Origin of the sequence: Sphingomonas sp. PvP056, from assembly GCF_040549155.1 — a bacterium.
Lineage (GTDB): Bacteria > Pseudomonadota > Alphaproteobacteria > Sphingomonadales > Sphingomonadaceae > Sphingomonas.
Genome location: NZ_JBEPST010000001.1, coordinates 360980 through 381891, shown reverse-complemented (window position 1 = coordinate 381891; position 20912 = coordinate 360980). Strand labels below are relative to the sequence as shown.

Annotated in this window: 27 protein-coding genes; 6 read left to right on the top strand and 21 right to left on the bottom strand. The window is 66.6% G+C overall.

The annotated features are described in order from the left end of the window. The 16 genes from ABIC17_RS01950 to ABIC17_RS01875 all read right to left on the bottom strand — a co-directional run bounded on the left by ABIC17_RS01950 (position 1) and on the right by ABIC17_RS01875 (position 11231). Positions 1 to 414: a peptidoglycan endopeptidase gene (locus tag ABIC17_RS01950; RefSeq protein ID WP_354278967.1), complete on the bottom strand. Its 414-nt coding sequence runs from the start codon at positions 412 to 414 to the stop codon at positions 1 to 3. Next, on the bottom strand, positions 411 to 1223 hold the full coding sequence (locus tag ABIC17_RS01945) for a phage/gene transfer agent baseplate hub protein (RefSeq protein WP_354278966.1): 813 nt from the start codon (positions 1221 to 1223) through the stop codon (positions 411 to 413). The genes ABIC17_RS01950 and ABIC17_RS01945 overlap by 4 nt, the downstream gene beginning before the upstream one ends. Beyond that, positions 1220 to 3526 carry a DUF2460 domain-containing protein gene (locus ABIC17_RS01940; protein ID WP_354278965.1) on the bottom strand — a complete coding sequence of 769 codons (2307 nt, stop codon included), beginning with the start codon at positions 3524 to 3526 and terminating at the stop codon, positions 1220 to 1222. Before ABIC17_RS01940 ends, ABIC17_RS01945 begins: the two co-directional genes overlap by 4 nt. 63 nt (positions 3527 to 3589) lie before the next feature. Next, positions 3590 to 4162 carry a tail tape measure protein gene (locus ABIC17_RS01935; protein WP_354278964.1) on the bottom strand — a complete coding sequence of 191 codons (573 nt, stop codon included), beginning with the start codon at positions 4160 to 4162 and terminating at the stop codon, positions 3590 to 3592. Beyond that, positions 4155 to 4355: a phage tail assembly chaperone gene (locus ABIC17_RS01930; RefSeq protein ID WP_354278963.1), complete on the bottom strand. Its 201-nt coding sequence runs from the start codon at positions 4353 to 4355 to the stop codon at positions 4155 to 4157. The genes ABIC17_RS01935 and ABIC17_RS01930 overlap by 8 nt, the downstream gene beginning before the upstream one ends. Next, positions 4355 to 4663 carry a gene transfer agent family protein gene (locus ABIC17_RS01925; RefSeq protein WP_354278962.1) on the bottom strand — a complete coding sequence of 103 codons (309 nt, stop codon included), beginning with the start codon at positions 4661 to 4663 and terminating at the stop codon, positions 4355 to 4357. Before ABIC17_RS01925 ends, ABIC17_RS01930 begins: the two co-directional genes overlap by 1 nt. Next, positions 4660 to 5067: a phage tail tube protein gene (locus ABIC17_RS01920; RefSeq protein ID WP_354278961.1), complete on the bottom strand. Its 408-nt coding sequence runs from the start codon at positions 5065 to 5067 to the stop codon at positions 4660 to 4662. The genes ABIC17_RS01925 and ABIC17_RS01920 overlap by 4 nt, the downstream gene beginning before the upstream one ends. Next, positions 5064 to 5450 carry a tail completion protein gp17 gene (gp17, locus tag ABIC17_RS01915; protein WP_354278960.1) on the bottom strand — a complete coding sequence of 129 codons (387 nt, stop codon included), beginning with the start codon at positions 5448 to 5450 and terminating at the stop codon, positions 5064 to 5066. The genes ABIC17_RS01920 and gp17 overlap by 4 nt, the downstream gene beginning before the upstream one ends. Then, positions 5447 to 5644 carry a hypothetical protein gene (locus ABIC17_RS01910; protein WP_354278959.1) on the bottom strand — a complete coding sequence of 66 codons (198 nt, stop codon included), beginning with the start codon at positions 5642 to 5644 and terminating at the stop codon, positions 5447 to 5449. The genes gp17 and ABIC17_RS01910 overlap by 4 nt, the downstream gene beginning before the upstream one ends. Then, on the bottom strand, positions 5641 to 6195 hold the full coding sequence (locus ABIC17_RS01905) for a head-tail connector protein (RefSeq protein ID WP_354278958.1): 555 nt from the start codon (positions 6193 to 6195) through the stop codon (positions 5641 to 5643). The genes ABIC17_RS01910 and ABIC17_RS01905 overlap by 4 nt, the downstream gene beginning before the upstream one ends. 75 nt (positions 6196 to 6270) lie before the next feature. Further along, positions 6271 to 7329 carry a phage major capsid protein gene (locus tag ABIC17_RS01900; protein WP_354278957.1) on the bottom strand — a complete coding sequence of 353 codons (1059 nt, stop codon included), beginning with the start codon at positions 7327 to 7329 and terminating at the stop codon, positions 6271 to 6273. Positions 7330 to 7787: 458 nt separating this feature from the next. Continuing rightward, a complete protein-coding gene (locus ABIC17_RS01895; protein ID WP_354278956.1) occupies positions 7788 to 8165 on the bottom strand; it encodes an HK97 family phage prohead protease in 378 nt (125 codons plus the stop codon). Then, complete coding sequence (locus ABIC17_RS01890) at positions 8162 to 8467, bottom strand: DUF6127 family protein (protein WP_354278955.1); 306 nt, start codon at positions 8465 to 8467, stop codon at positions 8162 to 8164. Before ABIC17_RS01890 ends, ABIC17_RS01895 begins: the two co-directional genes overlap by 4 nt. Further along, entirely contained in the window at positions 8467 to 9603 is a 1137-nt protein-coding gene (locus tag ABIC17_RS01885) for a phage portal protein (protein ID WP_354278954.1), read from the bottom strand. The genes ABIC17_RS01890 and ABIC17_RS01885 overlap by 1 nt, the downstream gene beginning before the upstream one ends. 537 nt (positions 9604 to 10140) lie before the next feature. Continuing rightward, entirely contained in the window at positions 10141 to 10812 is a 672-nt protein-coding gene (locus ABIC17_RS01880) for a spermidine synthase (protein ID WP_354278953.1), read from the bottom strand. Between the two features lie 104 nt (positions 10813 to 10916). Continuing rightward, on the bottom strand, positions 10917 to 11231 hold the full coding sequence (locus tag ABIC17_RS01875; protein WP_354278952.1) for a hypothetical protein: 315 nt from the start codon (positions 11229 to 11231) through the stop codon (positions 10917 to 10919). A 188-nt stretch (positions 11232 to 11419) separates the two neighbouring features. Between ABIC17_RS01875 and ABIC17_RS01870 the strand changes: the two genes are divergently transcribed. Continuing rightward, complete coding sequence (locus ABIC17_RS01870; protein ID WP_354278951.1) at positions 11420 to 11815, top strand: hypothetical protein; 396 nt, start codon at positions 11420 to 11422, stop codon at positions 11813 to 11815. Between the two features lie 9 nt (positions 11816 to 11824). Here the strand turns inward: ABIC17_RS01870 and ABIC17_RS01865 are convergent, their stop codons facing one another. Both ABIC17_RS01865 and ABIC17_RS01860 read right to left on the bottom strand, forming a co-directional pair. Beyond that, on the bottom strand, positions 11825 to 13204 hold the full coding sequence (locus tag ABIC17_RS01865) for a DNA-packaging protein (protein WP_354278950.1): 1380 nt from the start codon (positions 13202 to 13204) through the stop codon (positions 11825 to 11827). Beyond that, positions 13201 to 13704: a hypothetical protein gene (locus ABIC17_RS01860; RefSeq protein ID WP_354278949.1), complete on the bottom strand. Its 504-nt coding sequence runs from the start codon at positions 13702 to 13704 to the stop codon at positions 13201 to 13203. The genes ABIC17_RS01865 and ABIC17_RS01860 overlap by 4 nt, the downstream gene beginning before the upstream one ends. Before the next feature lie 275 nt (positions 13705 to 13979). Between ABIC17_RS01860 and ABIC17_RS01855 the strand changes: the two genes are divergently transcribed. The 3 genes from ABIC17_RS01855 (at position 13980) to ABIC17_RS01845 (ending at position 17022) form a co-directional block, all read left to right on the top strand. After that, on the top strand, positions 13980 to 14183 hold the full coding sequence (locus ABIC17_RS01855; RefSeq protein WP_354278948.1) for a hypothetical protein: 204 nt from the start codon (positions 13980 to 13982) through the stop codon (positions 14181 to 14183). A 289-nt stretch (positions 14184 to 14472) separates the two neighbouring features. After that, entirely contained in the window at positions 14473 to 15399 is a 927-nt protein-coding gene (locus tag ABIC17_RS01850) for a DUF7946 domain-containing protein (RefSeq protein ID WP_354278947.1), read from the top strand. 897 nt (positions 15400 to 16296) lie between these two features. Then, positions 16297 to 17022, top strand: a complete 726-nt coding sequence (locus ABIC17_RS01845; protein WP_354278946.1) for a hypothetical protein — start codon at positions 16297 to 16299, stop codon at positions 17020 to 17022. Between the two features lie 393 nt (positions 17023 to 17415). On the opposite strand, the gene ABIC17_RS01840 is transcribed toward ABIC17_RS01845, so the two are convergent. From ABIC17_RS01840 to ABIC17_RS01830, 3 genes are all read right to left on the bottom strand, one after another. Beyond that, the gene (locus tag ABIC17_RS01840; protein ID WP_354279437.1) at positions 17416 to 17928 is read right to left on the bottom strand and encodes a glycine zipper 2TM domain-containing protein; all 513 of its coding nucleotides are present in this window, start codon (positions 17926 to 17928) and stop codon (positions 17416 to 17418) included. A gap of 102 nt (positions 17929 to 18030) precedes the next feature. Continuing rightward, positions 18031 to 18975, bottom strand: coding sequence for a diaminopimelate epimerase (gene dapF, locus ABIC17_RS01835; RefSeq protein WP_354279435.1), 945 nt, complete (start codon positions 18973 to 18975; stop codon positions 18031 to 18033). A 31-nt stretch (positions 18976 to 19006) separates the two neighbouring features. Next, positions 19007 to 19480, bottom strand: a complete 474-nt coding sequence (locus ABIC17_RS01830) for a DUF6456 domain-containing protein (RefSeq protein WP_354278945.1) — start codon at positions 19478 to 19480, stop codon at positions 19007 to 19009. 99 nt (positions 19481 to 19579) lie between these two features. On the opposite strand from ABIC17_RS01830, the gene ABIC17_RS01825 reads away from it, so the two are divergent. Together ABIC17_RS01825 and ABIC17_RS01820 are read left to right on the top strand one after the other, a co-directional pair. Further along, a complete protein-coding gene (locus ABIC17_RS01825) occupies positions 19580 to 20143 on the top strand; it encodes a helix-turn-helix domain-containing protein (RefSeq protein ID WP_354278944.1) in 564 nt (187 codons plus the stop codon). After that, entirely contained in the window at positions 20140 to 20904 is a 765-nt protein-coding gene (locus ABIC17_RS01820; RefSeq protein ID WP_354278943.1) for a glutaminyl-peptide cyclotransferase, read from the top strand. The genes ABIC17_RS01825 and ABIC17_RS01820 overlap by 4 nt, the downstream gene beginning before the upstream one ends. The last annotated feature ends 8 nt before the right edge of the window (positions 20905 to 20912 follow it).

Sequence of the window (20912 nt, the reverse complement as noted above, 5' to 3'; positions counted from 1 at the left end):
TCACTCTCCCCGATCGTCTTGAAGATGCCAGCAGCCGATCAGCGTCCACGGCGGCGGCCCCGGTCGCTCGACCACGCGGCGGAGCATCGCATCGGCATGAACGATCCCGCCCGGAACGATCACCGCCAAATGCCATTGCCGGCATCCGGCGTCGAAAAGCGCGATGCCGCCGGGCATCGCGGTCGTGCCCCGTTCAAGCCCCGCCGCATTGAACCGCGCGACGATCTCGGTGACGCATCCCCCGCGCAGCGCATAATCGCCGGGGATCGCCCCCGCATATCCCGCACCCCGCAACGAGACCGCGACGACGCCCACGCAGTCCAGCCCGAACGCCGGGTCGCGCCCCTGCACGCGGAACCGCGCGCCGATTACACCCCGCGCCGCCGCAACTACGGCGCGATCCCTGGGCGTCATGCGCCGGGATAGCGCGTCAGAAGATCGATCCCGGGCAGATACGGCTCGCCGCGAAAGTTCGCCGCATTGCCGAACCGCGCGGCGCAGGTCGCCAGGCTCTTGTCACACCCCTCGATCAGCTCGACCAGATCACCCGCCTCGACCGGCAACGCCGGATCGCTCCGCAACGTGACGTGCGCACCGTCGGACGCGGCGATCGCGGCGTGCAAGCCGCTGTTCGCCCCGCCGATCCAGCGCAGCAGGCCGCCGCCATACGCATCCCCGCTCGGTTCGACCGCGTCGAGCGTCACGGTCTGCCCGTCGACCCCGATCACGCGCTGCATCCGCCGTCGTCCGGCAAGCGGCACGCGGCAGCGCACATCGCCAAGCTCGGCACGACATTCGGGCGACGTCAGCTCCACGACCGGTCGCTCCAGCGCGGCACTCGCCCCCCGCAGTTCGGCGGTGAAACCCTGTTGCTGCGTTTCCACCGCACCGATCGTCCCGATCCCGAGCGGCACGCGAGTCGGATCCGCCCCGCTCCAGTCGACCGCGAACAGCGTCACCCGCGCGCCGTCCCACCGCCCCGCGAGCAGATCGGCCTCGGTGATCGCCGCGCTCGTCAGCGCGCCGGTAATGTCCATCGTATCCGCATCCAGCCCATCGCTGCGCCGGATCGCCGAGGGCGTCATCCCCGGCGCAGCGCAATGCATCAGACCGTCGATCAGCAAGTCGCGATCGTGATCGGTCAGCCCCAGCGCGATCCCGTCGCACCGCTCGATCCGCCAGCACAATGCGATCGTCGTGAGCGTGCCTTCGAGGAAACTCACGCTGCATCCTCGCGCACTTCGATCAGCGGGACGCTCGTCGCCGTGCCCGCCAGAAAGGTCGCGCGCGTCACGCTCAGCCGGTCTTCGGCGAAGCGTACGGCCACGTCGAACTGAAACCCCACGCTGACCGCGACCCCCGCTGCGGGCGCGGAGTCGAGGTCGATCCAGCCCCCCGCGACGACGCTGAACGCGGTCGTCTCGCCCGTCCCCACCGCGACCCGCACGCTTCCCGCGACCGGGCGCGTGATCCGCCGCAGCGCCGCCCCATACGCCTTGGTCAGCGCGAACCGCACCGTGATCCCGTCGCCCGTCCCGATCCGCTGGTCGAACGGCGTCGGCACGCCCCCATTCGAACTGGCATCGAACGGATCGCGCAACCGGAACCCGCGCGCCGGCCCCATCCGCGCGCGGAAGAAGCCAAGCAACGCCGCGATATCCGCTTCGGATCGCACCCCCGGCCCGACATCGTAACGCGTCCGCGCCTCCGCCCAGCTCGCGTTGCGCGCCTCGTGCCCGCCGCCGCTCGTCACGATCGCGGTCGAGAATTCGGGGCTGACCTCCGCCTCCTTGCCCAGCGCGATCGGAAACAGCACGTCGTCGAACGCGTCCATATCGTCCTCCCCCTGATCGAAATGCACGAACCCGTCGCGCACCACCTGCGGCAGCGCCCAGACGAACGTCGCCGCCACACCGCGCCCACGCGCAGCCTCGGCGGCGGCTTCGATGTCGCGCCAATCCGCGGTCTGGTCGGGCCGCAGCACAAAGCCCGAGAGATAGTGCGTCTGCGCGACGGCATAGCCCAGCCGCGCCTGCATCGCCGCCACCCCCCGCGCGGTCGCCGCGACATCACCCGCGACGACGAAATCATAATCCTCGAGTTGCAGCACATCGAACGCAGGGCTTGCCCAGCCGAGCGGCACGTTGGCGCGCTTCGCCTCGGGCGTCGTGCCGGCGAGCACGGTCGGCAGATACACCAGCAAATGCGTCTGCGTCCCCGGTGCAACCCCGCGCACCGCCCCCACCAGCGCCGCGGTCGACGCCGCCAGCACCACCCCCGCCGCATCGAGCAACGCGCGCTCCGCCGCACTCGTCACGCTCGCCAGATCCGCGATCTGCACTGGATTGCCGCCGAACGCCGCGCGCGCCGCCGCGTCGTACAGGCACGGGCGGCCATCGGGCAGCACCCACCACCACGGCTCGCCGACCTGGAACTTGGGCGCCAGTCCCGCCGCCAGCGCAATCCCGATAAACGCCCCCGCCACGCTCCGCAGATACGCCATCGCCCCGCCATGCGCAGGCGACAGCAGCGTCGAGGGCGGCGACCAGCCGGTCAGCGCGGGCGATCCGTCCCACGCGCGTTGCTTCCAGTCGCCCCAGCAATAGGCATCGAACAGTTCGTAACTGAGCGACCAGATCACGTCATAGCCAAGCGCCTTCGCCTTCACCGCGAAATCCCGGTGCCACGCCGCCGCGGCTATGTTGAGCACGCCCCCCGCCAGACTGACGTAATAGCCCCCCGAATTGGCCTCGAGCCGCATGTAATGGCTCATCCCGACATAATGCGTAATTTGCCCGCGATAGCCGAGCAGCAAAGCATTGCGGAGCAACCGCGCGGGCGTCAGATGATAGCTGTCATCATAACCGCTCGCGATCGACAGGCCGTGTTCGGGAACGACGACATCGCCGATCGCAAGCACCGCACCCGATCCCTCGCAGGCGATCGCGCTCAGTTCGACCCAAGCCTCGACCGGCACCGCCAGCGGTACGGCGGACCCCGCGCCATAGCCAGGCGGCACCAGCGATACGAACATCCGGTCGACATCCCCCGCCCACACCGGATCCGCCTCGCCCGGCAACACGAACCCGCCGTCGAGATCGCCGAAATCGAGCGTGATCGTCGCATCGGCGGGCGTGCCCACCGCATAATTCCACAACCGCACATACCAGGCGCGCGCCGCCCCACTCGCGTCGCGCCCCTCGATCGTCAGCACCGGGCCGTTGACCGCATCCAGCGCCACCACCCCCGCCGCCCGCCACCGGAAGACGAGCTGGCAGGTCCGGAAATCGCGCGCGGTCGCATAGCGCAACAGCGGATGATCGTGCGTGTCCTCCGCTTCCCAGATCAGCCCCGCGAGATCGCCACGCGAGTAGAACACCGTATCGACGCGCAGCCCATCGGGCGCGGTCGTCGTCACCGCCGCCATCATCGGGCGCGGGAAATTGACCGTCCAGAACCGCGGATCGAACCGCGAGATGACTCCTGCCTCCTGCACCGTCCGTTCGGTCGCGAGCCAATAAGCCATCGTGCTTTCTCCCCTTACGGCGTGTTGCCCAACCCGAGCGGCCCAGGCAGAAGCGGCACCCCCCTACTCCGCGCCCAACGCCGCCTTCACCGCACGCGCCACTTGTCGGCTCGACGCCGCGAGCGCCTGCGGCGCGTCACTGCCGCCCTGCACCGTGATCGACACCCGCACGTCGCGCGTCCCGCCGCCGCCGCCGCCGGCAGCGACGATGCTCCCGCTCGCGGTCGGCACGAACAGTTCCGGCCCGCGCTCGCCGACCCAATAGGGCCGCATCGGTGAGACCGGCCCGCCCGTCGCACGCCCCGGTGCGCCACCGAGCGCGCTCGTCAGCGCCCCGACCAACCCGCTCGTACCACTCGCCGTCGTCTTCCCGCCGAACAGCGCGTTCAACCCGCCCCGCAACGCCGCCGACGCGATGTCGTCGAGCGCCGCCAGCCCGCTCTTGCGCAGCTCCTCGAACCCGAATGATCCCGTCCGCACCGCCTTGGCCAGCGCGCCCTCGATCGTCCGCGCCGCACGGTCGACGCCCGTCGCGAGCGGCCCTTCCAGCGACGCGCGCATCGCATCGACATCGCGCGTGAACCCCGCGGTATCCGCGCGCACGCCGACCAGCAGCGTATCGATTTGCTCACTCATCCGGAAAAGCCTCCTGCATCCGAGCGATCGTCGCGGCATCGGGGGGCGCGACCGAATCGCCGCCGCCCCTCAGCACCGCGACCACCGCGCCCAGTTCGGCGGGAGTCGCGCGCCAGAACACCTCCGGCCCCCACCCCAGCACCGCTCCCGCCAGCCCGGCGAGCCGCACGCTGGCGTCCGCAAACCGCTCCATCACCGCCCCGCCAGGATCTGCCCGAGCAGCACGCGGAGTACCGGCGTCGCCGCTGCCAACCCCGCCCGCACCACGCTGTCCCCCAGCGCCTCACGCGTCATCGCCTCGGGCGGATCGACCCGGCAATGCCAGAACAAGGCGACCATCTCGCCCAGCGCGAGCGACCCCGCCGCCGCGCGCTCGACCAAAGCGAACAACGGCCCGAGCTCGCGCTCCGCCGCGCACAGCGCCGTAAAGCTCGGCCGCAGCACCAGCCGCTCCCCCGCGACGCGGAGTTCCGCCTCGCCGCGCTCCGGGTTGGCGCTCATGCCGCCACCACCACGCCCGAACTCTCCAGGCTCAGCGTGTAACTGCGCTCGCCATTGTAATCCCCGGCATAATCGAGCCGCGCGACGAGGAACCTGCCGGTCAGCGTATCCCCGCCCTCGAAGCTCAGCCGGTAATCGTCGAGCACCCCCGACAGCGCGCTCGCCTTGATCCGCAGCTCCGCCGCCGACCCGACGAACACCCCCGCCGCCGATACGCTGACGCTGCGCACGCCTGCGCCCGACAGCAAGTCACGCCACCCGCCCGAATCCTTCGACGTCACCGTGACCATCGCGCCGTTGACGCTCAACTGCGTCGTGCGCAGCCCCGCGACCGTCTGATAGACGACCGGCGTCGCCCCGTTCCCGACCTTCAGCAAGAAGGCACTGCCCCGTTCCACGCTCATAAAGCCTCCATCATGCGAATCCGGTAATCCACGCTCGCGCTCCACTGGCCTGGGCTCGTCGCCCAGCTCCGACCGCGCACGAGCAGCACGCTCGCGATTTGCCAACCGGTCAGGTCACGCGGCAAAGCCTCGATCGCCGCGCCGACGCTCGCGGTCAGCGCACCCAGCCGCACCGCCGTCTCGCTCGCGTCGCGCAGCGTCACCAGCACGCGCAACTCGCGCCCGGCGCGATCCTTCGCGCCCCAGTCGACCGCGATCGTCTCGCCCAGCTCGGCAAAGGGCGGCGTCGCGCGCACCGGGGGACCAAGGTAAACCCCGTTCAGCCCCGCGACCGCGCGCAGCCGCGCCAGCACCGCCGCCTGCAGCACACTTTCCGCGCTCATCGCAGCAGACTCCCGATCCAGCGCAGCCGCGGGTCATCGGGCGCGATCCGCCCGGTCAGCACGACGTCGTCGCCGACCACCTCCACCGCCACCCCGGGCAGCGTTTCGCGCAAGGCGGCAGCAACCTGCCCCCGTACCCGCTCCGCTGCCGCCTCGCCGATCAGGCGCGCTCGTTCCTCCAGCGCGTCCATCATCGATGCTCTCCCGCCAGCAACGCGATCCGCCGGAACGGTCGCCACAATGCGGTCACCGCGAGCGGCGGCGGGGTCGCGTGCTCGCGCGCGTCGAACAGATGCGCGGCAAGCAACACCACCCCCTGCCGGATCGGCCCCGGCACCCCGGTCCAGTCGCTCGCCATCCCGGCGTCGAACACGACGATGCGCGTGCCGCTCCCGCCATCGGTCCCGCGGACCCAGCCTTCGCCCTGCGGATCGATGTCGATCGCATAGGTCGTCGTCGCGAGTGCGACCCCCGCGACCGTCTCCACCCGCGTGATCGCGCGAACCGGTGCCGCGCCGATCCGCTGCCACCTGCCCGTAACCACAAGGCTCTCGCGCATCGTCCGCGCGATCGTCACTTGCCCGAGGAACCGTTCGGCCAGCCCCAATGCCGTCTCGACGAACGCGGCGATCAGATCGTCCTCGTCCGCACTCGCCACGCGGATCACCGCCTTGACCGCCGCCACCGCGAGCGCACGATCCCCCGTACCGAGCGTCACCACGCCCGGTCCATTACCCTCGATCATGTCGATCCCTCCGCCAGACAATCGCGGCGGCCGGCGCGCGATCTAATCCCACCCTACCCCGGCCGCCGCTTCCGCTCAGGACACCGCGAACTTCATCAGCTTGATCGCCTCGCTGTTCGACACGCACCCGCCGATCCGCTTGGTCGCGTAGAAATTGACGAACGGCTTGTTGGTGTAGGGATCGCGCAGGATCGCGGTCTCGCGCCGCTCCGCGATCAGATACCCCGCCTTGAAGTTGCCGAACGCGATCGACAGGCTGTTCGCGGCGATATCGGGCATGTCCTCGCTCTCGATCACCGGATAGCCGAGCAGCGTCCCCGGCGTCGCACCGGTGAGGCTCGGGCTCCACAGGAACTGCCCGTCGCTCGTCTTGAACTTGCGGATCCGCGCGAGCGTGGTCGCGTTCATCAGGAACACCGCGCCTTGCCGATACGGCGCGCGGAGTGCCTGGACGAGATCGATCAGCCGGTCCTGCGGCGTCGTCGGAAAGTCGCCCGCCGCCCCGCTCGCCAGATATTGCAGCGTCCCGAACGCGCGCGTCGCATCCGTGGTCGCCGCGATGGTCGCCTGCAGGAACCCCTTGGGGCGGCTCACCCCGCTCCCGGTGATGAACGCGCTCCCCTCCGCCTTGGCGAATTCGAGCGCGATCTCGTTGGCAAGCCACGCCTCGACATCGAACGCGGCATCGTCGAGCATCGCCTGGCTCGCGCTCGGGTTGGCGTAAAGCTCGCCCATCGGCGGTGCGATCTCGGTGAACACAGGGGTAGCGGTCCCCGGCCGCGCATCGGTCTCCGCCGCCCAGCCCGACGGCGTGCCCCCGGTCGTCACCAACTTGCGATAGCCCGCGCTCCCGACCCGCACGACGTTGCAGATCGCACGCATCGGCGAGATCGCCTTGAGCGTCGCGTCGATCACGCTGTCGATCTCCTGGGGGATCGCATAGCCGCCAGCGTCGCCGGTCACCCCGGTGAACGCCTTCATCTCGACGCTCGCCCCGCTGCGCAGGAACCCCTCGAACCCACCGCCCGCCGAAACGCCGCCACCGCCGCCCGCCAGCATCGGCCGGACCACCGGCCCGCCCAGAGCCTGCGTCTCGAAACTCACTTCCAGTGCATCCATCGTGTGATCGGTCATGTCATTCTCCCACGCCAAGACACCCGGACGACACCGCCGCCGGGCAAAGAAACCTGTGATTTTCGGAAATTCCCGTGTTCCTTCGAAGGCAGGAACCCAGAGCCAAGCGTCAGAACGCCCGAAGGCTTGTGCGCACCTGGACTCCCGCCTTCGCGAGCGTTCTGCCAAACAGGCCGTCATCCTGAACTCGTTTCAGGATCCAGCCCTCAGCGAGTCCGGACCGTCCTTGTCGCCCGGTGGATGCTGGAACGAGTTCAGCATGACGGCAGCTTGCAGTTCTTGCGCTTCCGGGCCCCTCGCCTTCGCGAGAGTTCTCCAAAACCGTCCGTCATCCTGAACTTGTTTCAGGATCCAGCCCTCGGCGAGTCCGGACTGTGCCTGTTGCACGGTGGATGCTGAAACAAGTTCAGCATGACGGCAGCTTTTGGGGCCAAGGGTGACGGCACGTGGGTGAATCCTTACCCCGAAATCGCGTGCACCCGCGCCAGCGGCTGCATCGGCTGCGCCACCAGGCTCACCTCGACCAGATCGAGCGCGGTCAGCTCCCGCACCGCGCCCCCCGTCCGCACCCCGGCCCGCACGCGATACCCGATCGAAAGCCCCGAAATGCCCCCGCCGCGCACCATCCCGGCGAGCGCCGGATCGTCGATCCGCCCGATCACGCGCAACCCGCGCGCATCGGGCTCGACCCGCTCGACCACCCCGACCGGCGCCCCCCGGTGATGGAACAACAACGGCACGGGAGCGGAAACATCGAACGCCCCCGCCCGGATCACGTCGCCCCCACGATCCACCCGGTCGAATACCGCGGCGTACCCCGCAAAGCGCAGGCTCACTTGACCCAGTCCCAGAACCCCGTCTTCACCGCGATCCCGGTCAGCAGCAGCGCGCCCGCGATCCGCACGACCCACCCCAAAGCCGCCTTCCACACGCGCTTCTTCGCGTCGCGCCATGCGCCCAGCAACTCGCGCAGCTCGGCCATGTCCTTGGGCGCCGCGCCATCGTCGAGCCCCAGCCGTGCGAGCGCGCGCGTCGCCGCGACTTCGCCCGCTTCCTCCGCGATCGCGCGCAGCGTCGTCAGGTCCGCGCCCTCGCTCGATCCTTGCGCGATCAATTGCGCCAGCAATGCACCACTCATTACGCATCTCCCACACCAACCGGCGCGATGCCGAGCATCGCGCGTTTTTCTTGCCCACTCAGGAAGTCCGCCGCGCCGACCTGCGCCCACAGCCGCTCGCGATCCTCCGCCAGCGCGGTGATCCGGTCGAGATCGACCGACAGCGCCGCCCCCTCGAACCACCCGGAAAGCGCCTGCGCCAATGCGGTCAGGATCGACCCCGCCAGCGGCAGGATCGCGAGCCGCCACAAGGCACGGTTCGCCTCGCGGTAATTGGCGTAGGTCGCGTCGCCGGGCAGCCCGAGCAGCATCGGCGGCACGCCGAAGGCGGTCGCGATCTCGCGCGCCGCGGTCGCCTTCATTGCCGCGAAATCCATGTCGGCAGGCGTCAGGCTGAGCGGTTGCCACTTCAGCCCGCCCTCGAGCAGCATCGGCCGCCCCGCATTGCGCGCGCCGGCAAAGCCTGCGTCCATCTCGGCGCGCAACCGCTCGAACTGTTCGCGCGACAGGCTCGACCCGTCGCCCGGATCGTATACCAGCGCGCCTGAGGGCCGCGCGGCATTGTCGAGCAACGCGGTGTTCCACGCCGACGCCGCATTGTGCAGCGCCATCGCGCCCGCCGCCGACGCGAGGCTCCCGAGCCCGTAATGATCGTCGAGCGGATGGAACGCCTTGATATGCACCACCTGCGGCCGCCCGCCGGGGTCTTCCGCCACCAGCCGCACAGTCCGCTCGCCAACACCATAGCGATAGGCGACCGGCCACCCCGCCGCATCGGGCTCGACCGTCACCCGCTCGGGCCGCAGCGCGAACAGCTCGACCACGTCGCCGCGCGCATCGGTCAGCAATTGCACATAGGCGTTGCCGTGGAGCAGCAACTGCGCCGCCACGCTCGCGCACAACGCCTGCCCGCCCGAGCGCGCCTGCACCAGCGCGACGATCTCGGGCGGCCCCAGCAGCGGTGCATCCCCGATCCCGTCCGCGATCAACCGCACCGCCCGCTGCGCGATCGCGTTGCCGAGATACAGCGACCGCACCTGCGCCTCATAGGACAGCGGTGCGGTCCCCACGAAACCGCTCGCGAACCGCGATCGCACGCCCCCGAGCGCCGGACGCGATTCCTCGCGCCCGGCAGCTTTCCAGCCGAACCATTTCATGATGTTCTCCTGTGGAGCTGCGGGCGTTGACGCCGCACGCCATGATTGGCGCGCGGTATTTAACGCCGCCGATGCCTGTTCAATCCGTCATCCGGTACGCGCCCTGGCGGGACCAGTCTCCACATCCCCCCACCCGTTCGGGCTGAGCGAAGTCGAAGCCCCACGCGCAGCGCTAGCCCTTCGACTGCGCTCAGGGCGAACGGAGGATGAAATGCGAACGCAGCCGGCGCGAGGGAATCCCCGGCGTTACCCCCGCCCCCTCACCCCCGCGTCGCGAACCAGATCACATGCCGCGGCCGCTTGCCGTTCTGCCACACCATGATTGGCGCGCGGCGATCAACGCCACCGATGCCTGTTCAATCCGTCATTCGGTACGCGCACTGTGGGGACCAGTCTCCACATCCCCCACCCGTTCGGGCTGAGCGAAGTCGAAGCCCCACGCGCAACGCCGGCCCTTCGACTGCGCTCAGGGCGAACGGAGGATGAAGTGCGAACTGAGACGCCGCGGGGGCAATCCCCAGCGTTACCCCCGCCCCCTCACCCCCGAGTCGCGAACCAGATCACGTGCCGCGGCCCCTTGCCGTTCTGCCGCGCCTTGACCGCGACCTCGTCGACCAGGAACCCCGCCGCCTTCAGCCGCGTGACGAAGCGCGCATCGGGCGCCGCCGACCAGATCGCCAGCACGCCCCCCGGCCGCAACGCCATCCGCGCCGCCGACAACCCGCGCGGCGCATACAGCCGGTTGTTTTCCGCGCGGACCAACCCGTCCGGCCCATTGTCGACGTCGAGCAGGATCGCATCATAGCCACCCGCGGGGGCCAGAATCGCCTCCGCGACATCGCCCTCGAACACCCGCACCCGAGGATCGTCGAGACACCCGTCCGCCACCGCCGCCATCGGCCCGCGCGCCCACGCCAGGATCTGCGGCACCAGCTCCGCCACCACCACTTCCGCGCGCGCGCCAACCACGCCGAGCACCGCGCGCAAGGTAAACCCCATCCCGTACCCGCCGATCAGCACGCGCGGTGCGGCAACCTTGGCGACACGCGCGCACGCCATCGTGCCCAGCGCCTCTTCGGAGCCGTTCATCCGCGTGCTCATCAATTCGTTGCGATCGACCACGATCATGAAATCGGCACCGCGCCGGTACAGCGTCATTTCGTCCCCGCCGGGGATCTGCGCCGTGTCGATCAATTCGCGCGGTACCATGGGGACGCCCTATCCTGCCGTCATCCGCACACCGGGACGGCTGCGCGAGGGCTGCGTCCCTACCGAGCGGCGCAGCGAAAAGCCACGCCGCTTGGCAGCCGCGATCAACGCGAAGCGAGCACCGGTGCGCGCGCCAGCATGTGCCGTGCGACCTGATGCGACCAGATCGCATCCCCGGTCCGCGTCTCGAGCATCACATTGTCGAGCGTCAGCGCGCGGCGATAGACCGCCGCCGCATCCCCGCTGCGCCCGGCAAGGACGTAGGCGTTGGCCAGTTCGATTTGCGCGCCGCCGTCGCGCGGGTCGACCTGCGCGCTCGCCTCGACCGAGCGCACCGCGTCGGTCGATCGGGGTGCCGCGACCGCAAGGCTCGAGAAACCCGCCACCGCAACCAAACCCATCGCCAAGGTCCTGATCATCGCTCCGTCTCCCGTTTTCGGTCTGTTGCAGTTTGATGACACATATACGTCACTTTTGTGAAACGGTTTTTGCACCCAAACGCTCCACAAACGAACGTGCTTGAATCGATGGATGATTTGACGAAATCACGCGATGTGGCAGTATCGGTCCAGTCGAGATCAAGACCCGGACACTAAAGGAGAAAATCATGCTCCCGATCCTGCTTGCCGCTGCCGCCGCCGCGACCACGCCAACCGTCGTTCCGAGCCGTGGAATCGACGCGCCCTACCCCAATGTCGCCCAGGGCATCCTCTACATCCCGACTCCGACCAGCGTCTCGGCGGACATCACGCATCGCAATCGCCTGATCGCGCTCCGCACCGAGGCGCTCGCGCAGCAGGCGCGCGACGGTGGCACGCTGACCGCCGACCACAAGGCGCAGCTGCAGCAGAAGCTCGATCGGATCCAGCTGCGCTTTGCCGAGATGCGCCGTCGCGCGGATATCTTCTCGGTCGATGGCTGGGGCCGCGCGATGTACACCGCCTATACCCGCCCGAAGGTCGTCTTTCCGCCCAACACCGGGCGAACCGGCGTCGCGAACTGACCCCAGGCCTCAGGTCGGCCGGACGCGGGCGGTACGGCGCTTCGCGATCATCAGCTCGCCCAGCGCCCACACCAGAGCATCCGCCCGGTCGGGCGACCGCCCCGGCCCCTGATACCCGCCGCCGACGACCAGCCCGCACAGCTCGGTCTCCAGTTCGGGAAACGCCCCGACATGCGAGACCCGGCCGCGCTCGTACAGGATCGACACCGGCTCGGCGCGCGCGACCTTGCCCGTGCCGGCATGGACCAGCCGCAACGGCAGCCCCGCATCCGCCGCGAGCAGCACGCTCTCGACCATCTTGCCGCCCTGGTTCTTCTCCGCGATCACCCGGTCTGCACCGTGCCGCGCCGCGCACGCCGCCACCGCCTGCGCCCAGCCTTCCGGCGACAAGCCCGAAACGCTCGCATCCTCCAGCACATAGCCGCGCCCGTCGCGCCCCAGCCCAACCGCGACGATTCCGCACGCATCCCCCCGCCCCGAATCGGTCCCCGCAGGCGGATCGACCGCGACGATCGTCCGCGTAAGCGCAGGCGCCGCCGCCACCCGGCACGCATCGAATTGCGCGCGCCGCCACAGCGCCCCTTCCGCTTCCTCGATCAGCTCGCCCGCGATCTCCTGTCGCGCGAGCCGCGTGCCGCCATAGGCTTCCTCCAGCGCCGCGAGGAACGTGTCGGGCAAATGCGGATTGTCCTGCGTCCGCCCGACCGTCTGGACCAGCCCGCCCAGCGCCATCACCCGCCGCATCAGCGCGATCGGCCGGGGCGTCGTCGTCACCAGCACGCGCGGATTGTCCCCCAGCCGCATCCCCAGCATCAGATTGTCCCACGCCGCATCGCCGTAGCGCCATTTCGCCAGCTCGTCGCACCACGCCGCATGATGCTCCGGCCCGCGCAGCACCTCCGGGTTTGCCGCCGAGAAGATCGCCGCGCGCGCACCCGAGGCGAAGACGATCTCGCCCGCCGCACGGCGATAATCGACCGGCTCGTCCACCCGCGCGACCGAGACCAGTCCGCTTTCCCCCTCGACCATCACGCGCCGCACGTCGTCGATCGTCGCGCCGACCAGCGCGATCCGCGCGCCGGGCATCGACCGCGCGATCTCGCTCACCCATTCCGCCCCCGCACGCGTCTTGCCGAACCCGCGCCCCGCCCGGATCAGCCACACGCGCCAGTCGCCGGGCGGCGCGAGTTGCCCCGGATGCGCCCACAGGAACCACGCGTCGTTGAGCGCCCGGCGCTGCGGCGCGCTCAGCCCGCGCAACAGGTCCGCGCGCTCCTCCGCCGACAAGGCAAGGATCCGTTCGACATAAGCGGCGGTCGAGGCTTCCGCGGTGCCCCCCGCCGGGCGTTTCGCCGGGCGTTTTGCCCGGCGGGGAGGAGCGCCGCTCATGCCGCACCCCGGCGCTTCTCGATCGCGCTGAGCTTCTTGAGGATCGCCGCATCGGTCTCGGCCATGTCCGAGCGACGGCGCGGCGGACCTGCCGTGTCGGAAGGTTTCCCCGCGGCGTTGCGATGCGCGCTCAGCAGGCGCAGCGCCGTATCCATGTCGAGCGTCCCGGCATTGTGCGGCGTCTCGATCCCGGCGTCGCGCGACGCCCCGGACAGGACATGCCCGAGCACCAGCGTCTCGAGCAACTGATAGCCGCTGGCGAGCGCGATCTGCCAGTTGAGCGCGAATTCGGCGTCGCGTCGGCGCAACGCATAGACCGAAATCACATTGACCCCGATCGCCTCGGCCGATGCCTTGACGTTGCAGCTGCCCGCCAGGTTATCGAGAAACTCGGCCTTCATGCGTTGAGTCCAGCGGACCCATTTGCGGCCCGTGAAGGCGGTCGGGCGAGTCGCCGTCAGCGTCGCCGTCGCGGCTGCATTTCTTGGTCGAAGCCCCATCACCCTCTCCTCCCGGTTCGCGCGCACACAAAAGGGCCGGAAAGCGTCTCCGCCCCGGCCCGTTTCCGCCACCCCCCGGTTTGACCCGCGGCGGCAGTGCGCAATTCTTCATCGTTCCTGTTATGTACCAAAGCAGCGTCGCGATGTCAAGCTGATTGTACCAGATAGGTGATGACCCGATTGCCCTTGCGGGAATGCGGTTGATTCAGCGCAAGGTCGGCGGAGCGTTCCGACGCTCCGGGCGTTCGGCGGCTGGTATCTACAGGAGAGCGACGATGGCGAAGACATTGGCAGGGTTCACGGTCAGCCGTTCCGGCGAGGATTATGTGATCACGATCGAGGAAGAGGGCGGCGAGACGCAGGAATATAGCGCGACGTACGACCAGCTCGACCTAATCGCCGACACCGTCGGCGAGACGCTCGACGCAGACGAGGAAGACGCGCTCGCGGTCGACGGGGACGTCGAAGACAAGGACTGAGACTCGTCTCGCTGGCAGGGCCAGCATATTTCAATTCACGAAGGCCGCCCGGAGCAATCCTGGCGGCCTTTTTGACGTTAGCAACTGAGCCGTCTCCCGTCCCACCCCTGCCGTCATGCTGAACTCGTTTCAGCATCCACTGTGCAACCACAGCCGCAAACCGCGGACCACACTCATCGTGCGGTGGACATTAAAACAGACTGACTACTTTCGCCTTCGCATCGGCAATACTTGACTGGATTTGCACGCGGCTTACCGCAGTATTTTCCTGGGGCGGGGCATCTGTGATATGGTCGAGCAGAGCATTCTAATTAGTTACGACGGTGGCGATGCAGTTCGGAATTCAATAGATGCGAAGCTTTATGGCCAATCTTTGCAGGGGATCGATCGTTTAGTTTCCGATTGCTTGATTATATTTTCTGAAGAGAGATTGCCAAAAAGAGGTGAGCGGGCTCCGGTCATTCTCAAAGTTAAAGAGCCAGAACGTGGTTCATACAACTCGCCTGCTTTTTATCAGGAAATTTCAGATACGCTTGCGCTCGGAATTCCTCTTATTTCTTCGATCGGCCCCGATATTGTATCGCATTACGTGTCAGTCGTTTTGGATAAGTTCCGCGGCAAGGACTCTGCTGTGGAAGTAGCCATACAGAAAATGGCCCAAATGCATCAGCAGACCGTCCAGGGGCTAACTGACATGCACCGAGAGTCGATAGCTGCGCTGGATCGGAAAGATGTTCGTCAACATGAGGAACGGATGGATATTCATGACGAACATATGGGTATACAGGACCTTTTGCGGCGTGCGATCGGTGGAAGTGGTTCTGCCGCAGTGGACTATGTCGCGCCTGTCGGGCGCAGCGTAGATACTGCCTCGTTTATCTCTGGAAGTCTTCCACCTGTTGTCGTGAACAAGACCGATGCAGAAGCAATCAGGGATTCACAGAAATTGGACTGGCTTCCTCCCGCAAATCTGGCGCTACGTACCGATGGCTTTAAGTTTCATTCAAACGGTCTCAGCGTTGAGAATCCGGAGCACGACGGTTTTATGATGGCAGAAGTTGCCGACCCCGAGTTTGATAACGAAGACAACGATTACACGAAAGCGGCGGGCAAACGCGCAACGATTGAGGTTCTTGGACGTAAGGGGTACAAAAACGGGGTTCTTGCTAAGCTTCAGATTCTAGCGTTTTTAAGGGAAATAGCTGACCAGGGTTAAGCACGCCAGGTAGCAGCCTTCAATCAGTGAGTTTGCAAAGGATCGGAACCCGTTGGTAGCTCGGAGTATGGGCGACCAAGCTGCTTTAAACGCGAATTGACCTCAATGGCTGGAACGTCGGGCGCAACCCGACAGCATCGTAGAGCCATCATTCCGATGGGCAAAGCGAGGGCTTGAATCAACGGTTTGGCTTTTCGGCAAAGATAGCCTCAAATCCGGTCGCTGGGCCGAAGACTTCTTACGCAGCCTTCCCCATAGAATTTTCCTAGGCCAAGCCTGCTCAACCTGCCTACGGTTGAGCATTACATTCCTGTAAAGTCCGCCAGCATTTCCATTTCTCGACATGTGGGTCGGGGGATCAGCCGTTACCATGCGATCCTAACACAACTTTGCGGTGACCGACGATGCGACCTTATCCACGCATTTCCCCACAGTGTAGGGCCATTTTTCACTGACAATCCGCTGCAGACTGTCCCGCGCGGTACGGCATTCGTCCTTTAGTACATACTTGAAATGCTACGCCTGCAAAACCAGGCGCGGACTATTCTACGTCATCTTTGCGCCATTAAGCGCTGCGCAGCCATACCCTGTTACGCTAGTTGTAAATGCCACTGTGGGGTAGGCAAGACTTTCGCACGCTCCGTTCGAGCGCGACGCCGCTCTCCAAGCCTGACTGCTCGCTCAAAACCTTCGCCGTAAATCTCCAATAACCGATGGGCAGATTCGAATGAGGCAACTTTAGCAAGCACATCTATTCCTTGAGAACTACATTCATAGAGAAAATACCCGTCATCTCCAAGATGATTAGCGGCGCTGTCTGTAATCGCGTTCTTAGACAGAGATGATATGTAAAGGTATCGATCACCATCGATTCTGCGATAAGCAAGGAAGTCGTCCATGGCTACTCGGCCTCATATACGCATCAGAGAGCAACCCGGCATTTCAGCAAACGAACTATCTCGTTACCTGCTCTCCGGCGATCATGCCCGGGAAGGAATCATACGCCGAGCAAAAGAAATCGCAACAGCGCCAGTGATCCGCTATCGTGATTTGCGCAACGGAATATCCGCTTATCTCGCTGACGCGGCACGGCCATCATGCGCGCTAGCTTCACTAGAATCCTTGCTACGACACAAAGCCGACGATGGAAGCAACTCAGCGTTCATGCGCGAAGATGCAGAAGCTTCTCTTGAAGCACTTGAGACGTTTCGCCGTTTTCAAAACCAACTCGGGGGGTTCGATTTCAAACAACCGGGCAAATGGGCTGGCGCACTGCTGATCGAGGGCGTCGCCGTATCGGTATATCCAGACCTCGTACTCACGCAGCAAGCGCGATCCAATCATCGCTACGGCGTAGCGCTGTTTCGCCTCGCTAAAGGCGACGAACAAGAAAGCACGACAGCGGCTGGAAAGCGTGCCGACATAGCAAAATACGTCGCAACACTGGCATACATGCAAGCCAACGCGCACTGTGCGCCCAGCCATGTTGCTCACCCTGCCTTGTGCTTGTCGATTGATGTCCAAAACCAAGAAATCGTTGCTGCTTCGAGCAGCCAAACCATTCGGGTGAACAACATTAAAGCCGCCTGCCGCCAAATTTCGCGGGCATGGAACACCTTGTAGGGCCTAAGGTGCGATGCTTTGCTCGCTAGTTCGTTTTATCAACGTATATGCCTTTGACTCAGTGCTATTCCATTCATCCATCAAATGCCCGCAAACAGTGCAATTAAACGAGTCCTTATCCCGCATCGGATAGCGGGTGACAGTGACCCGGTAACCTGCCGTGCATTTCTCGCACGTTTCGTCAGCGCGTTCTTCGCTCGACCAAGTCTTCACCATTCGCCTACTCCTCTACACAGATGGCTAGCATCGTCTGCGCTTGGGGCAATCATGTATTTCGGCCCAGTGATTTTTTAAGGTGCTCACGTTAGGCGTTACTAGGTTCGGCGCGCGTTTAGAAGACGACAGCGCGAGTACCCCCGCGCCGCCATACTCAGCACACTGACGACGTATTGCTCAGCGGCAGCGCACCTCCGCGTTGTTCTGGTCGACCGACTTGCCGACGACGCCGCCCGCGATCGCGCCGAGGATCGTGCCGACGCCGCGCGAATGGCCGCCGTCGATCACATTGCCGAGCACGCCCCCGCCGACCGCCCCCGCGATCAGCCCGGTCGTCCCGTCGTTGCGCTTGCAATAATAGCGCCCGTCATTGCCCGCATAGACCCGGTCGTCCGGCGCGAGCACGCGCTCCTGATAGCGCGAGTCGTTGCGATAGTATCGCGCCGGGTCGTAATTGCCCTCGTCGCGCTGGTCATACTCGGGGTCGGCATAGCGCTGGTCGTCATAGTCGCCCGGGCGCGGCCCGCGGACGCCGCGCGTGCGCGCTTGCTGATACCGGTCATATTCGGCGCGAAAGTTGCGCCATTCAGTGTCGAAACGCTGCTGCGCCTGCTGGAAACGCGCTTCGTCCGCCTGGCTTTGCGCCATTGCGGGCGCCGCAACGGCAAGGCTCGAGCCGGCCAGCAGCATCGCGACACGAACGAAAGGATTCATCGGGGTCTTCTCCATTCCACCAAGGAAACACCACTAGGCGCGCGGATCGATGAACCGGACATTTCCGGAGGGGACCGCTCAGCGCAGGCTTGCGCGCAAGGCTTCCCACGCCGCGATTTCGTCGTCATGCCGGTGCGTTACCGTGACGGGGCCGGCGGTCGCGCTGGCCAGGTCGACGTCGACCGTCCCGCGCCACTCGAACGTCGCATTGCCCGACAGCCGCACCATCCCCGCCGCGCTCGCTTCCGCGCGCACCATTCCGCCGCGGTTCAGGACCGTGATTTCCGTATCATAGCTGCACCGCGCGGTCAGGCACGCGGCGAAGGTCGATGCCGCCATCGCGCTCCCGCAACTGTCGGTCAGCCCGATCCCGCGCTCGAACGTGCGGACGAACAGCGTCGTCGTGTCGCGCACCTCGACGAACGAGACGTTGGCGCGGTTGGGCAGCCAGTCGGGCGCGGCTTCACAAAGCGTCCCCAAAGCAACGAGTTCGGCCTCGTCGATCATGCCGACGAACGTCACCAGATGCGGGTTGGGCATCGCCACCGCGGTAAACCGCCGTTCGCTGCCGAGCAGGGGGACCTGCGCATCGACGATCCGGTCGGTTCCGGCCTGCAGCGGCCAGCGCGTCACGTCGAGCTCCGCCGGCCCCGCGACCTCGCGCACGGTCTGCACCCCCGGGGCCAGCGCCGGATCCCGCGACACCTCCGCCGCCGATTGCTTGAGCCCAACCCGCGCCGCATCGATCCCGAGCGCCTCGAACCCCGCCCGCGCGACACAGCGCAACCCGTTCAGACACGTCTCGGATTCGCTGCCATCCGAATTAAACATTCGCATCTCAAAGGGATAGCCATCCTGCCGGTTCGCCAGCAGCAGAATTCCGTCGCCACCGACCGTCCCCGCGCGGTCTGCCAAAGCGATTGCAACCTGCGCCCAATCGGCGTCGTCCAGGTCGATCGCGCGCGCGTCGATCAGCGGAAAATCATTGCCCGAACCGTGGCATTTGAGAATGTCGAACTGCATGGCCGCGCCATAGTCGTTTCCGCTGTGCACGTCACCCCAGCCCATAATGGTCCGCCAGCCGATCGAGCGCGATCGTCAGCACCACCCGCCCGCTGCGCTGCGGCCAACCGAGGCCGCGTTCGGCATCCGGCAACCCTTCCCCCGCACAGATCACCCGCCACAGCACGTCGCTCAGCCCCCGCCCCGCCCCGTCGAGCGCCGCGTCGAACCGACGTTTCGCCGCGATCTGCGCGGTCGCCGGGTCGAGCGCATCGCCGCCGCCGCCGCCGACTCGCGCCTCCCAGCGCATCGTCACCGACGGCGAGAGCGCGGCACGCTCGTAATCCGCGCGCAGTCTTTCTCCCGCCTCGAACTGCCGCGCATCGACCAACCCGCGCGACCGCAACCAACCGAGCGGGGATTCGGCTAGGTTGACCGTCACGGTCCGTCCACGCCCCCTTCCACGCTCTTGCCCGCTCGCCACGATCCCGCGCGCATCGAACCCACGCTCCACCAATTCCCGCATCGTGCACCTCCCGTCCGCGTCGTCGCGGGATTGCCACGAAGGCGCGTTTGTAGGACAGTGACAAACCCATCTGGTTTATCGAGCTGACAGGGAACGCGTATGATCACCGCCATCCGCGAAGTTCGCCGCGCCAAGGGCATGACATTGGACGACGTCGCGCGCGCATGCGTCCCGCCAACCACCGCGCAGACGATCGGGCGGCTCGAAACGGGGACGCGCACGGTATCGGTTGGCTGGCTCAACCGCATCGCCGATGCGCTCGGGGTGCGCGCTGCCGATCTGGTACGCCTGCCCGACCAGCCCAACATTCCCGTCGCCGTGTTACTCGACCCCGACGGTGCCTATGCCCCGCGCCGGTCCGCGACGATCGCGCCCCCCGTCGCGACTCCCGACCATATCGCGGTCAGCGTCGTCGCGAGCATCGGCGATTACCGTGCGGGCGACGAGATCTGGTGCGAACGCCTGTCGCCCGATCATTTCGCGCGCGCGCTCAACCGCGACGTGCTCGTACCGCGTCCGGCCGGACGGTTCGCGTTCGGGCGGCTGATCGACCGCGACGGCACCCGGCTGCATCTGCTACCGCTCGGCTCCGGCAGCCGCCAGCAAATCGTCACCGATCCGCCGTGGATCGCAACCGCCGTCCGATTGGTTCGTCCCTTATGATAGCCTCCCTGTTCCTCGCCGCTGCCTGGTCGTGGCAAGCCGTCCCCGCGCCCGCGCAACCCGCACCGCTGCCCGTCGCCCAGGCGGAGATCGTCGCGACCTACCCGCACGATCCGCGCGCCTTCACCGAAGGACTGCTGATCGACCGCGGCACGCTCTACGAAAGCACGGGCCGTGAGGGGCAGTCCGACATCCGCCGCGTCGATCTCAAGACCGGACGCGTGCTGGCCAGCGTCAAGCTCGCGCCTCAACTGTTCGGCGAGGGGATCGTCGCGTGGCGCAACCAGTTGCTCAGCGTGACCTGGCACGGCGGCCAGGGGTTCAAATGGAGCCTCCCCGGCCTCAAGCAGACCGGCAAGTTCACCTACACCGGCGAAGGCTGGGCGATGACCGACGACGGGCGCAACATCATCCTGTCGGACGGGACGCCGGTGCTGCGCTTCCTCGACCCGACCACGCAGAAGGTCGTGCGTCGCCTCACCGTCACCGCCAACGGCCGCCCGGTCGAGCAACTTAACGAACTCGAATATGTCGAGGGGCAGATCTACGCCAACATCTGGATGACGCCGTACATCGCGCGGATCGACCCCGCGAACGGCCGCGTCGTCGGGGTGATCGACGTATCCCCGCTGATCGCCAAGGTCGCGCTGGCGGATCGTGATTCGGTCCCCAACGGGATCGCCTACGATCGCGCCGCGCACCGGCTGTACGTGACGGGCAAGAACTGGCCGAACCTGTTCGAGATCAAGCGTCCGAGGTGATCCGCGCG

Coding starts and splice junctions, on each gene's coding strand:
- ABIC17_RS01950 (WP_354278967.1), bottom strand. CDS start 414: ATGACGCCCAGGGATCGCGCCGTAGTTGCGGCGGCGCGGGGTGTAATC.
- ABIC17_RS01940 (WP_354278965.1), bottom strand. CDS start 3,526: ATGGCTTATTGGCTCGCGACCGAACGGACGGTGCAGGAGGCAGGAGTC.
- ABIC17_RS01935 (WP_354278964.1), bottom strand. CDS start 4,162: ATGAGTGAGCAAATCGATACGCTGCTGGTCGGCGTGCGCGCGGATACC.
- ABIC17_RS01930 (WP_354278963.1), bottom strand. CDS start 4,355: ATGGAGCGGTTTGCGGACGCCAGCGTGCGGCTCGCCGGGCTGGCGGGA.
- ABIC17_RS01925 (WP_354278962.1), bottom strand. CDS start 4,663: ATGAGCGCCAACCCGGAGCGCGGCGAGGCGGAACTCCGCGTCGCGGGG.
- ABIC17_RS01920 (WP_354278961.1), bottom strand. CDS start 5,067: ATGAGCGTGGAACGGGGCAGTGCCTTCTTGCTGAAGGTCGGGAACGGG.
- gp17 (WP_354278960.1), bottom strand. CDS start 5,450: ATGAGCGCGGAAAGTGTGCTGCAGGCGGCGGTGCTGGCGCGGCTGCGC.
- ABIC17_RS01910 (WP_354278959.1), bottom strand. CDS start 5,644: ATGATGGACGCGCTGGAGGAACGAGCGCGCCTGATCGGCGAGGCGGCA.
- ABIC17_RS01905 (WP_354278958.1), bottom strand. CDS start 6,195: ATGATCGAGGGTAATGGACCGGGCGTGGTGACGCTCGGTACGGGGGAT.
- ABIC17_RS01900 (WP_354278957.1), bottom strand. CDS start 7,329: ATGACCGATCACACGATGGATGCACTGGAAGTGAGTTTCGAGACGCAG.
- ABIC17_RS01890 (WP_354278955.1), bottom strand. CDS start 8,467: ATGAGTGGTGCATTGCTGGCGCAATTGATCGCGCAAGGATCGAGCGAG.
- ABIC17_RS01885 (WP_354278954.1), bottom strand. CDS start 9,603: ATGAAATGGTTCGGCTGGAAAGCTGCCGGGCGCGAGGAATCGCGTCCG.
- ABIC17_RS01880 (WP_354278953.1), bottom strand. CDS start 10,812: ATGGTACCGCGCGAATTGATCGACACGGCGCAGATCCCCGGCGGGGAC.
- ABIC17_RS01875 (WP_354278952.1), bottom strand. CDS start 11,231: ATGATCAGGACCTTGGCGATGGGTTTGGTTGCGGTGGCGGGTTTCTCG.
- ABIC17_RS01870 (WP_354278951.1), top strand. CDS start 11,420: ATGCTCCCGATCCTGCTTGCCGCTGCCGCCGCCGCGACCACGCCAACC.
- ABIC17_RS01865 (WP_354278950.1), bottom strand. CDS start 13,204: ATGAGCGGCGCTCCTCCCCGCCGGGCAAAACGCCCGGCGAAACGCCCG.
- ABIC17_RS01860 (WP_354278949.1), bottom strand. CDS start 13,704: ATGGGGCTTCGACCAAGAAATGCAGCCGCGACGGCGACGCTGACGGCG.
- ABIC17_RS01855 (WP_354278948.1), top strand. CDS start 13,980: ATGGCGAAGACATTGGCAGGGTTCACGGTCAGCCGTTCCGGCGAGGAT.
- ABIC17_RS01850 (WP_354278947.1), top strand. CDS start 14,473: ATGGTCGAGCAGAGCATTCTAATTAGTTACGACGGTGGCGATGCAGTT.
- ABIC17_RS01845 (WP_354278946.1), top strand. CDS start 16,297: ATGGCTACTCGGCCTCATATACGCATCAGAGAGCAACCCGGCATTTCA.
- ABIC17_RS01840 (WP_354279437.1), bottom strand. CDS start 17,928: ATGCTGCTGGCCGGCTCGAGCCTTGCCGTTGCGGCGCCCGCAATGGCG.
- dapF (WP_354279435.1), bottom strand. CDS start 18,975: ATGCAGTTCGACATTCTCAAATGCCACGGTTCGGGCAATGATTTTCCG.
- ABIC17_RS01830 (WP_354278945.1), bottom strand. CDS start 19,480: ATGCGGGAATTGGTGGAGCGTGGGTTCGATGCGCGCGGGATCGTGGCG.
- ABIC17_RS01825 (WP_354278944.1), top strand. CDS start 19,580: ATGATCACCGCCATCCGCGAAGTTCGCCGCGCCAAGGGCATGACATTG.
- ABIC17_RS01820 (WP_354278943.1), top strand. CDS start 20,140: ATGATAGCCTCCCTGTTCCTCGCCGCTGCCTGGTCGTGGCAAGCCGTC.